The sequence below is a fragment of the Kitasatospora sp. NPDC030952 genome (assembly GCF_055571335.1).
In genome coordinates this window covers 238,548-248,810 of the sequence record NZ_JBVIFM010000012.1, presented here as the reverse complement: position 1 = coordinate 248,810, position 10,263 = coordinate 238,548, and the positions used below count along the sequence as shown (strand labels likewise).

The 10,263-nt window shown below is 70.4% G+C and carries 12 protein-coding genes; 6 read left to right on the top strand and 6 right to left on the bottom strand.

The features are described 5' to 3' along the window. Nucleotides 1–675: hypothetical protein (locus tag ACZ47G_RS22350; protein WP_465745187.1), on the top strand; the 675-nt coding region annotated here is incomplete at its 5' end. A gap of 766 nt (nt 676–1,441) precedes the next feature. Here ACZ47G_RS22350 and ACZ47G_RS22345 read toward each other — a convergent pair. The 6 genes from ACZ47G_RS22345 to ACZ47G_RS22320 all read right to left on the bottom strand — a co-directional run bounded on the left by ACZ47G_RS22345 (nt 1,442) and on the right by ACZ47G_RS22320 (nt 5,661). Further along, nucleotides 1,442–1,786: a hypothetical protein gene (locus tag ACZ47G_RS22345; protein ID WP_465745185.1), complete on the bottom strand. Its 345-nt coding sequence runs from the start codon at nt 1,784–1,786 to the stop codon at nt 1,442–1,444. 232 nt (nt 1,787–2,018) lie between these two features. Beyond that, the gene (locus ACZ47G_RS22340) at nt 2,019–2,762 is read right to left on the bottom strand and encodes a bestrophin-like domain (protein WP_465745183.1); all 744 of its coding nucleotides are present in this window, start codon (nt 2,760–2,762) and stop codon (nt 2,019–2,021) included. A 5-nt stretch (nt 2,763–2,767) separates the two neighbouring features. Then, nucleotides 2,768–2,953, bottom strand: a complete 186-nt coding sequence (locus ACZ47G_RS22335) for a hypothetical protein (protein WP_465745181.1) — start codon at nt 2,951–2,953, stop codon at nt 2,768–2,770. Between the two features lie 77 nt (nt 2,954–3,030). After that, entirely contained in the window at nt 3,031–3,534 is a 504-nt protein-coding gene (locus ACZ47G_RS22330) for a hypothetical protein (protein WP_465745179.1), read from the bottom strand. Nucleotides 3,535–4,440: 906 nt separating this feature from the next. Then, complete coding sequence (locus ACZ47G_RS22325) at nt 4,441–4,668, bottom strand: hypothetical protein (RefSeq protein ID WP_465745177.1); 228 nt, start codon at nt 4,666–4,668, stop codon at nt 4,441–4,443. Between the two features lie 699 nt (nt 4,669–5,367). After that, nucleotides 5,368–5,661, bottom strand: coding sequence for a DUF1330 domain-containing protein (locus tag ACZ47G_RS22320; protein ID WP_465745201.1), 294 nt, complete (start codon nt 5,659–5,661; stop codon nt 5,368–5,370). A gap of 158 nt (nt 5,662–5,819) precedes the next feature. On the opposite strand from ACZ47G_RS22320, the gene ACZ47G_RS22315 reads away from it, so the two are divergent. From ACZ47G_RS22315 to ACZ47G_RS22295, 5 genes are all read left to right on the top strand, one after another. Then, nucleotides 5,820–6,722 (top strand): LysR family transcriptional regulator, encoded by a 903-nt coding sequence (locus ACZ47G_RS22315; protein WP_465745176.1) that lies wholly within the window; start codon nt 5,820–5,822, stop codon nt 6,720–6,722. A gap of 545 nt (nt 6,723–7,267) precedes the next feature. After that, entirely contained in the window at nt 7,268–8,218 is a 951-nt protein-coding gene (locus ACZ47G_RS22310) for a site-specific integrase (RefSeq protein ID WP_465745174.1), read from the top strand. Continuing rightward, complete coding sequence (locus tag ACZ47G_RS22305; protein WP_465745172.1) at nt 8,176–8,391, top strand: tyrosine-type recombinase/integrase; 216 nt, start codon at nt 8,176–8,178, stop codon at nt 8,389–8,391. The genes ACZ47G_RS22310 and ACZ47G_RS22305 overlap by 43 nt, the downstream gene beginning before the upstream one ends. Next, on the top strand, nt 8,388–8,723 hold the full coding sequence (locus ACZ47G_RS22300; RefSeq protein WP_465745170.1) for a helix-turn-helix domain-containing protein: 336 nt from the start codon (nt 8,388–8,390) through the stop codon (nt 8,721–8,723). Before ACZ47G_RS22305 ends, ACZ47G_RS22300 begins: the two co-directional genes overlap by 4 nt. After that, nucleotides 8,720–10,261: a hypothetical protein gene (locus ACZ47G_RS22295; protein ID WP_465745168.1), complete on the top strand. Its 1,542-nt coding sequence runs from the start codon at nt 8,720–8,722 to the stop codon at nt 10,259–10,261. The genes ACZ47G_RS22300 and ACZ47G_RS22295 overlap by 4 nt, the downstream gene beginning before the upstream one ends. Nucleotides 10,262–10,263: the final 2 nt, after the last annotated feature.

Here is a 10,263-nt window from a genome sequence, read left to right as displayed (position 1 = left end):
TGGCTCGGGGTATGGGCGTTCGGCATGGACGACGGCCGCTCGGGCGGCGGCCGGGCGATCGGCCTGGTCATCGGCCTGTCCCTGGGGGCGCTGTACGTCGCCGTGACGCAGGCGTGGCGCGCGGTGCGGGGCGGAGCCGGAGAGTACTTCGAGGTCCGCGAGCGCGGGATCGTCCACGGCTCGCGGCGTGGCGCGGTGGGCTGGGAGTGGAGCCAGGTCGTGTCGATCACGATGCCCGGCACCACGAGGATCCACGGCCTCGCCCGCCGGCTGGGCAACGACTACCGCTGCCGCCTCGCCCTCGCCGACGGCGCGCGCCTGCGCATCGACGGGCACGCCTCCGGGGCCCCCGGCCTGGGCCGCGCGGTGGTGGAGCACAGCCCCCGCGCGCGGCGGCTGGAAGGGGACGAGTGGCAGGAGCGGGCGGGCGGCTGGTTCCTGGCCGGGACGGCGCTGTTCCTGGTGGTGGGCGCCTCGATGGTCACCTATCTCGCGAACAACGCGGACACCACCCGCCGGATCACCGACGCGAACGGGATGGTCAGGGAGGAGACCGTGCAGGGCGTCGGCGACGGCGTGATCACAGCGGTCGGGCTGAGCCTGCCGGTGTGCGCGATCGGCGCGATCACGTGCATCGTGCTGTACGTGCGCTACCTGCGGTACCGCCCGCGCTGACCCGGCCGTCATCCTGCACCACCCCGGCCTGCCCGCGCCCCGGAGGACGCCGCGATGCTGCTCGACGCCGTCGCGCGGATCGTGATGGCGTACACCCTGCCGGTGGACGCGGTACCCCGGCCGCCTCGCGGCCGAAGCAAGGCGCAACGGGGCCGGGTTTCGGGTACTGCCGGGGGTGGTCGGCGGACCCTGGTGGCGGGCCGAGAACTCCCTGGTCACGTGGGGCAGGTCTGACTCTTCGGGGCGATGTCCGGGCTGTTCGCGCGGGCGGACGGCAGCTCAGTGAGCGCCGTCACTGACGTGACGTACGTAGGCGGATCTGAATCAACCCTGGGCCGGGAAGTGGCGTCCGGGGGGCCCTCGCGCCATGGTTGGTAGAGGCCGCGAGCGACCCCTGCACCTCGCCGAATTCAATGCGGGACATGCGTCCTGACCACCGCTCAGGTGCACACCTTCTTCGCCCCTTCCGACGGGAGCTCCCCACCCATGCCCAAGCCCGTCTCTACCCGCCTGTTCTGCGTCGGCCTGCAGGACCGCGTCCGCGGCCTCCCGGCCGGGTGTCCGGCGCCGCCTGGTGGTCGTCGTCCCCCGGTTCCGGCTGCGCGCCGTCGGTCCCGGCCGGCGTCGGGGCGCCATGTGCGCGGAAGCCCTCGGTGTCAGCTCGCCCGGGGCAGAAGCGGTGGGCGACGAGCCGGGTGGTGGAGAGCCAGGCCCGCCGCCGGACACCGGAACCGGATCCGGCGGCGGGTGGGGCAGGCCGACGGCTTCAGTGGTACCAGGCCGAGCCGGTGCTCTGGCTGCCGTTGGAGATCGCTATGGCGACCGCGTGGACGACGCTGTCGTGGTAGAACTGCCCGGTGTCGCCGCTTCCGCCAGGCCCGTAGGAGATGGTCTGAGAGGTCTTTCCCCCGGTTTGGTCGTTCCGGTCGAAGATGGTCAGCCAGCAGGTGGTGGTGTACGAGTCCAGGTGACCGTAGGCCCAGTTGGCCGAGAGGTTCAGATGGCCGATGCAGCCGGGAACCGAGATGCTCACCGAGCCGGTCGTCCCGGCGTGGGCGGTCCCGGACAGGCCGACGACGCTGATGCCCGCCAGCGAGGCGGCAGCGATCATTGCTCCGATACGACGACGCATGGTTCCTCCGTGATCCGTGGGCCCGTGGTGCTGAAACGGTGGACAACCATGCCCCCCGGCGCGGGGCGCCCGGCCGTCCGCGCAGCATTCTGCCCGTGCGCCGCCGGTCGAGGAACGCTGTTGGCCGGACGTTTGCCTGACGCTTCGCGCCCGCGAACAGGCCCCTGGCTCACGGGCTCCGGCGCCCTCGTGTCACCCGACGGGCACCGTCTCAGCCGCCGAGACCGACGTCGGCGAAGGGCACGGAACTCAGGCCGAGCGGGCCTCCGAAGGGGGAGTTCAAGGCGTAGATGAGGACGACCATGAAGGCGATGAGGCTGGTGAAGCCCGCCGCCAGGACCAGATGGGTGCGGGTGCGCTCGATCCCGAAGAGGAACATCAGGCCCAGGGTGAGCGCACCACCGGCGATCAGGCCGAACCACATGACGCCCGACATCCCCCGGTGTCCGTCCGCCTCCCGCCCGTGGCGCGCCTGGTAAGCGGCGGAGATCTGCCCGAACGCCAGCTGGTCCACCTGCATTTGGGCGTTGGTGGTGGGCTCGAAGGACGCCCACGCGTTCTGCACATCGTGTAGCAGCGCCCAGCCGTGCGCGCCCAGCGGTTTGCGCTGCTCCATGAGGGGCCATTCCTCGTTCCGCACGTAGGCGGCGTAGGTCGTCGTCGCCGAGCGGGCCCGCTGGGCGTCGGCGGGTGGCAGCCCGTCGGCGAGCAGATACGTCTGCTGCAGCGCCCCCGCCTCGGCGCTGATATTGGTATTGGCGTCGTCCTTGGCCTCCCACACCGAAACCAGCGCGACGCCCAGCACCAAGGCGTACAACACACCGACCATCATCGTCAGGTACTCGGCCGTGTTGTCGCGCGCCTCGTCCGTCGAGGCCGATCGCCTGGACTTACGACTGTTGAGGAGAGCAGCGCCCCCGGCGACGACGACGAATCCGGCGACGATGCCGATCACTCCCATTACCTGTCCCATGGTGCCCCTGAGGATTCGTCGGTGCGGCGCTCTGCCCTGCGGCGACGCCAGGCGATGGCTCCGGCGGCGATCGCGGGAACGAACAGGAGCATGAAGAACAGCAGCAGAAGGTTGCGCGGCAGCGGGGCGTTGCCGTGGCCGAAGCGGCCGGGGTGCAGCAGGGGTGACGACACGTGGCCTCCCCCGGCGTGTGGTGAAGGGGAGCCGGAGGGTTTGGGGGAGGCGGTACTCGAGCCGCTCGGCGAGCTCTTCACGGGCTTGTGCGCGTTGCCCGCTGCTCCGGCTCCGGGTACACCGGCTCCGGGTGCTCCGACTCCCGGTGCACCAGCTCCAGGTGCTCGCGCACCGGCACCGGGTGCCCCTGCTCCTCCTGCGGCTGCTCCGGCTCCGGGCGCTCCACCTGCGGGTGCTCCGGGGGCGGGTGCCCCTGCTGCGGGTGCCCCACCCGCAGCTGCTCCAGGGGCAGGCACCCCGGGAGCGGGCGCTCCACCTGCGGATGCTCCGGGGGCCGGTGCACCACCCGCAGCCACTCCGGCGGCAGGTGCTCCGGGGGCGGCCGCTCCTGCTGCGGGTGCCCCACCCACAGCTGTTCCAGGGGCAGGTACCCCGGGAGCGGGCGCTGCTGCTGCGGGTGCCCCGGGCGCAGCTGCTCCGGGCGCAGCTGCTCCGGGGGCGGGTGCCCCGGGCGCCCGTGCCCCGGGAGCACCGGGCGGCGCAGGAACACCCGGAGCCGGAACCCCAGGAGTCGGAGCACCGGGCGCAGGCGCCCCAGGGGCGGGGGCCCCCGGAGCGGGAGCCCCGGGCGGCAAAGGAGCCCCAGGAGTCGGAGCGCCAGGAATCGGAGCCCCGGGCGCTGGTGCCCCGGGAGCGGGAGCCCCGGGCGGCGGGGGAACCCCAGGAGTCGGTCCGCCAGGAGTCGGAGCACTGGGCGGTGCGGAAACCCCAGGATTCGGAACCCCAGGATTCGGAGCACCGGGACTCGGAGCCCCGGGAGTCGGAGCCCCGGGTCCGCACGTGAACGCTCCGGGTGCTGCGAGGGCAGACACCTTTGCTCCAGGCGCCCCGGCTGCCGGAGTGGCTGCTCCTGCACGGACCGCTCTCGTACCCGAGGTGGCCGGCCCGGCGTCCACGCCGGTGTAACCCGAGGGCGCCGAGCTGGTGAGGGTGCCGTGACCGTTGGCGGTCAGTCCCCGGGCGGTGACTAGGCCCGTGTGTTCACCGGCCAGGGCGCGCAGGGTCACCGTGCAGACGGTGGTGGTCGCCGGACGGAGTTGAGGGATGCCTCCGGCGCCGCCGCCCGGGCACCGGGGCTCCGCCCCGAGAGCGAGGGTGTCGGTGATCCGCAGGACCGTCACGGGGGCTTCACCGTCGTTGCGCAGTTGGTAGCTCACCTGCACTTCGCCGCCGGTCTTCACCTCCGGGACGCCAGGTCGACCGTCGACCGTCACCGACAGCACCAACTCACCGGTTCTCTGCCCACCGTACGGAAGGCCGGCGACTGCAGCGGCCAGCGGCAGGCTGGCGATCGACCCCACCAGCACCAAGCCGGCGACGGCCGCACAGAAAGACAGTTTCCAGCCAGGCATATGATCCAGTTATCGTCCGAAGGGTGATTCACGGCCTGCCGACACGCCTTCCGATGGCAATGGATCCGCGCCGATCACACGACAGGGGTAACGGCAGCCCCATGATCGTCGGCATTTTCCGCACCGGTGAGCCGGACAGTCACCGCCGGAGCGACCTGGCGGTGCGCGGCGGCGAACGCGACACCGAGGCGCTCGGCGGCCAGGTACTTGGGAACGCTGAGGCCGGCGTTCGCGGCGATGCTCTCCACCCAGTCGGCGAGGTCGCCGTCCAGCAGCACCGGTTCCAGTTGACGCAGGGTCATATTGTCCAGTCGATGCGCTCCGTCGCGGGGCAGGACGCGGACCGGACGGACGGTCCCGTCGTGCATCGGGTCGGCTCCGGGCGCCGACTACCAACTACTGCAGACCACCGCCGGCGGCGCCTCCGACCGGCTGTGCCAGGCCGAAGGACTGGCCGACCTCCGCTTCGTCTGCACCACCACGGACTGGCCCCCACCGCTCCCAGTCGCTGTGCCGCCTCAGCGAGCGGCACCTGAACGACCGGCTCCGGACGCCTGACCAAGCTGGGCACTCTGGACCGACCGCCATCCCACCAAGATCACCTCTACGAGAAGGTCGAGCGAGACGATGAAGCCGCAGTCGTCCCCGCCCTCCCCGAGGGCCGCTGACCGCTGACCGCTGACGCTTCCTCGGGGGCATCGGGGTCGTACACGGCACGGGCCAAGGCGCTCCGAAACAGGGCGTCCGCGAGTTGCGGTGGCGACCGCTGTCTAGGGTGAATCGCCGTTATGGCAGGTCAGAGCTTGATCGCCGGGTCAGGCAAGTCAGGCACGTTGCTCGACGTTGGGTAGTGCGGCGAGCCGCCGACAGGGATCAGGCCGTCGAGGACGTCGACGACGAACTGGGACGCGGGGCACGGCTTCGAACTCGTCTCGCGAGTCGTCGTTCAGCACCGTGTGCGTTTCAGGTGACGGCTGCTCGGCGATGGCCGGGCCCGCCGGTCAGTCGATGCCTTCGATGATGCGGAGGTCGCGCTCGAAGCCGTCTGGGAGGGCCACCAGCGCCTTCTGGTATGCCTCGCTCTCGTATGCCGCGACGGCCTGTTCAAAGCTGTTGAACTCGATCAGAACGGCGCGTTGCGTGATTCCGGCCTCGCGGGCGACGACTCGAGCGCCACGGGACAGGAGGCGCCCGCCCCCAGCCCGGACAGCCGGACCGGCCAGCCTGTCGTAAGCGGTCAGCCTCTCAGGGTCGGAAATGGCGGGGTAGACACTGACCCAGTAACCCTTGGCCATGGAAACCTCCTGTGTTCGGCCGGACAGGTCCGGCTTCGAATCGACACTCGGATCGATCGATCCCGGCATGCGCAGGCTAGGGCTTGATGTGCGGTCGAGGGAAAGATCGGTACGGAATAGACTCAGAACGGATCGTTATCAATCGGCAGGGAGGGCACGTGGCGCCGGATACGGTGAGCCTGCGGTACTTCCTGGTGCTGGCACAGGAGTTGAACTTCACCCGCGCGGCCGCACGGATCGGTATCGCACAGCCCGCGCTCAGCGCCCGGATGCGCCGGTTGGAGGCGGAACTCGGTACGGCCCTGCTGGTCCGCAACACGCGTAGCGTCGTGTTGACCACGGCCGGTGCGGCATTGGCGGAGTCCGCGCCGCCCGCGCTGGCGGCACTGGACCGGGCATGGGACACCGCCCGGAGCGCGGCGGCCGGTGAACTGGGCACCCTGCGCATCGGATACAGCCTCAGTGCCGGGGCCGAGACGGCACCCGCCCTGGTGGACAGGCTGATTCGCGACAACACCGGACTCAAGGTCGGCGCGGTCCCGATGGCGACACCGGAGATCTCCCCCGCGGTCACCGACGGCCGCATCGATGCCGGGATCACCCGCGGTGAACAGCCGGGCCGTGACGTGCGCCGGTTCCTGCTGCGGCGTGCGCGCATCGGGGTCCAGCTGGCGCAGCACCATCCGCTGGCCGAACACCCGGATATCGAGATCGCCGACGCGGCCGCGTATCCGCTGCGCCTCCCGGACCGTGCGGCCAACCCCGTGATCTACGATCAGCTGTCCGCACTGTTCCGAGACACCCGACCACACCCCCGATTCCACACGCCCGCAGTCTGCTTCGACATGTCCCAGCGAGACCTTCGCGACGGGGTCACCCTCGCCCCGGCCGGAGAAGCCGCGGCCACGGTGCAACCGGCCGGTCTCACCTGGCGACCGCTGCGGGACGCGCCCAGCCTGACGATCCACCTGGTCCTCCCACGCGAGCAGTCGCCACTGCACCGCCGCATCCGTGCCGCCGCCAAAACCCTGGCGCACGAGCTGCACTGGCTGCCGGACTGACGCACAAGAGGTCGAGCGAGCCGAACGCCTGCGGTGGCGAGGCCGAAGACCTTGCGCCCGGCGGACTTGCTGAATGTCCGACACGACCTCGCTACGCCGGCAGATCGGCATCCGATGATGGCCGGATTCGGTCCGAGTCGTACACCGCGGCGACGTCCTCGCCCAGCCCGAGATCTCGACGAATACCGCGCCTTCACCGACGCCGAACCGGACAATCACGGACAACCGGCGGGAACACCCGCCGTCAACGGCGTCCATGGCGTCGGCCAGTGCTTAACGCCAACCACCGTTCCATTGCTCCAAGCGCCGCCAATTGCATCTGATGCGAACTCGCGACGGTTCGCGAATCGTCCTGGGAGGCGGTGCCAACCAGCATGCTGACCACGGAACTTGGCCCTGGCTTGCTGGGGCGACGGTAGCGAGGGACGTGGTGACGGCGCCAGTCTGTGTCACTCGTCCGGCTGACTGACCTGCGGTTTGTCCATCGACTCGCATCAGATGCGGTTTTCTCGCATACGACGCGAGTGACGGAGGGTGGTGGACCGGTGGGGTTCAACGGGTCGATCCCAGGTGCGGCACGGCTGCACCTGGTGGACGGAGTCGCGCTGCTGCGGCCGGAGGAACAGGTCTTCACCGCGATGCTGACCGGGTTCGCCAACCAGCAGCTCGCGCGGAACCTGGCCCGGACGACAGTGGAGGGCAGGGAAAACACGGTCAAGGCGTTCGCCGCGTACGTGAACACCTACCCGTGGCACTGGACGCCGGCGATGGTCGACGAGTGGCTCGGCGACCTGCGCTCGCTGAGGGATCTGCGCCGTTCCACGATCCGCTCCTACTCGGAGGCGGTCCGGGCGTTCTGTCACTTCGTCACCGACCCGCTCTACGCCTGGGCGGCCACGTGCGAGGAGCGGTTCGGCACCCACCCGGTCCAGGTCGTGCATGAGTGGAACACCGCGGTGCACGTCCAGGACACTGAGGCCGACGCGAAGAAGCGGGCGTTCACCAAGGCCGAGCTGCACGCGTTCTTCGAGCACTGCGACGACGAGGTCGCCCGGATCAGGGCCTTCGGCCGCAAGGGCTGGCTGCCGGCGTTCCGTGACGCCACCCTGTTCAAGACCGCCTACGCCTACGGGCTGCGGCGCAACGAGACGCGGATGCTCGACGCCGCCGACTTCGGCCGCAACCCGCACGGCGCCGAGTACGGCGAGTTCGGCCGCTGCCAGGTCCGGTTCGGCAAGGCCAAGAAGGGCTCGCCGCCCAAACGCCGCGGTGTGCTGACCGTGTTCGGCTGGACGCCCGATGTTCTGGACGAGTGGTTCACCGAGGTCCGCCCGCTGCTGGGCACCGACGGCAACCCGGCGGCCTGGCCCTCCGAACGCGGGCTGCGGATCGGCTGCCAGCGCATCAACTCCCGCTTCATCGCCTACCGCAGGCCGTGGGCCTGGACGACGGGTTGGACTACCACTCGTTCCGAAGGTCCTACGTCACCCACCTGATCGAGGACGGCTGGGATCCCCGCTTCGTCCAGGAACAGGTCGGTCACGAGCACGCCAGCACCACGTCCATCTACACCTGCGTCTCCTCGGACTTCCGCACCCGCACCCTGCGCCGGCACCTGGACGCCACCGTCGCCGCCGCGCTCCAGGCCCAGAACGGGGAGCAGGCATGAAGCGCAAGGTCGGTTACACCTGGCGGCTGCGTGAGCTGATGGCCCAGCGCCACATCTTCACCGCGACCGAACTGGTCCCGCTGCTGCGCGAACGCGGCATCGACCTGTCCGCCTCCCAGGTCCACCGCATGGTCTCCGGCACACCGGAGAGGCTGTCGCTGCAGGTCCTGTCCGCGCTCTGCGACATCCTCTCCTGCACCCCGGCCGACCTGGTGACCACCACCGCCGAGAACGCCGGCGTCCGCAAGACCGCCACCGGCGACCTGCCCACCCCGCCCTCCAACGTCGCGAAGCTCCGGCCCCGCGCGGCCCGCATCCTGCCCGACGCATGAGCCGCCCCTACGCCACCGACGAGCAGTACGAACGCTGGTTCATGGCCGAGTGCTGCCGCTGCGGCCGCCGCAGGCACAAGTCCGGCACCTGGCCGGACGGCTACGTCTGCCGGACCTGCTCGGACCGAGCGGTGCGAACGCGAGGAACGTGCCCAGGATGCGGCCAGGACCGTGCCCTTCCCGGACGTCACCCCGCCGACGGCTCCGCGATCTGTACGACCTGCGCCGGCTTCTCCCAGACCTTCGACTGCTCGCGCTGCGGCTTCGAGGGCAAACTCCTGGGCGGCCGACTCTGCGAACGTTGCACGCTCACCGACCGGCTGACCGCCCTCCTGGACGACGGCACCGGCCGCGTCCGGCCCGCGCTGACACCCTTGTTCAACCTGCTGGTGGCGATGGACGAGCCCAGGAGCGGCCTGGCATGGCTGGCGATGCGCCGCAACCTTCTCGGAAACGCCTCCCAGATGCTGCGGCGGCTCGGGCTCGGCGAGATCCCCCTGACCCACGACGCCTTCCACGAACTGCAGCCCTGGCGGGCAGCGGCTCATCTGGAAGGACTCCTGATGGCCAGCGGAGTCCTACCCGCCGTCGACAAGTACATCTGCTCCTTCCAGCGATGGCTGCCCGGCCACCTGGCCGACATCGCCGATCCCGAGCAACTGAAGACGATCAAGCTCTTCGCGACCTGGCGCGTCCTTCCCCACCTGCGGGAACGAGCCGATCGCAGTCGGATCACACCGAGCGTCCGCGGCTTCGCAGCCGAGCAGATCACCTGCGCGACGGCCTTCCTGCAGTGGCTCAGCACCCGGAACAGGACCCTCGTGTCCTTGGGCCAGCTCGACATCGACGCCTGGTTCGCCGAGAACACCGAACGCGGCCGCACCTCCCTGAGGCCCTTCCTCAACTGGGCCATGCAGAGCCGCCGATGCCCACGTTCCCTCTCCATCCCCGCACAGAGGATCTCCCGGCGGCCTACCCTGAGCGAGGACGAACGCTTGGCCGCACTCGGCCGACTGCTGACCGACGCGGACACACCGATGCGCCTCCGCGTCGCCGGCGTCATCGTCCTCCTCTACGCGCAACCCCTCACCCGGATCGTCCGGCTGACGATCGACGACGTGCTCCACGACGGAGAGACCACGCTTCTCCGGCTTGGAGAACCCGCCTCACCCATCCCCTCACCGGTCGCGGCCCTGCTGCTGGCATACATCGCGGACCGCGACAATATGAACACCGCCACCAACCAGGCGTCCCGCTGGCTCTTCCCCGGCCGCCGAGCCGGCCAACCAGCCCGCCCCGACCACCTGTCCGCGCTCCTGGGCGAGATCGGCATCCCGGTCGCCGCCGCCCGCGGCGCCGCCATCCGACAACAACTCCTCGAACTGCCCGCCCCCGTCGTCGCGGACGCCCTCGGCTACCACGACAAGACCACCAGCCGACTCCTCCGAGAGAACGGCGGGACCTGGAGCCGATACGCCGCAGGCGACCACACCCGGTCACCAGCGGGCTGGACTCCCCATCCACTCACCGACGGTTGAAG

Coding starts and splice junctions, on each gene's coding strand:
- ACZ47G_RS22325 (WP_465745177.1), bottom strand. CDS start 4,668: ATGACCCTGCGTCAACTGGAACCGGTGCTGCTGGACGGCGACCTCGCC.
- ACZ47G_RS22300 (WP_465745170.1), top strand. CDS start 8,388: ATGAAGCGCAAGGTCGGTTACACCTGGCGGCTGCGTGAGCTGATGGCC.
- ACZ47G_RS22295 (WP_465745168.1), top strand. CDS start 8,720: ATGAGCCGCCCCTACGCCACCGACGAGCAGTACGAACGCTGGTTCATG.
- ACZ47G_RS22320 (WP_465745201.1), bottom strand. CDS start 5,661: ATGGCCAAGGGTTACTGGGTCAGTGTCTACCCCGCCATTTCCGACCCT.
- ACZ47G_RS22345 (WP_465745185.1), bottom strand. CDS start 1,786: ATGATCGCTGCCGCCTCGCTGGCGGGCATCAGCGTCGTCGGCCTGTCC.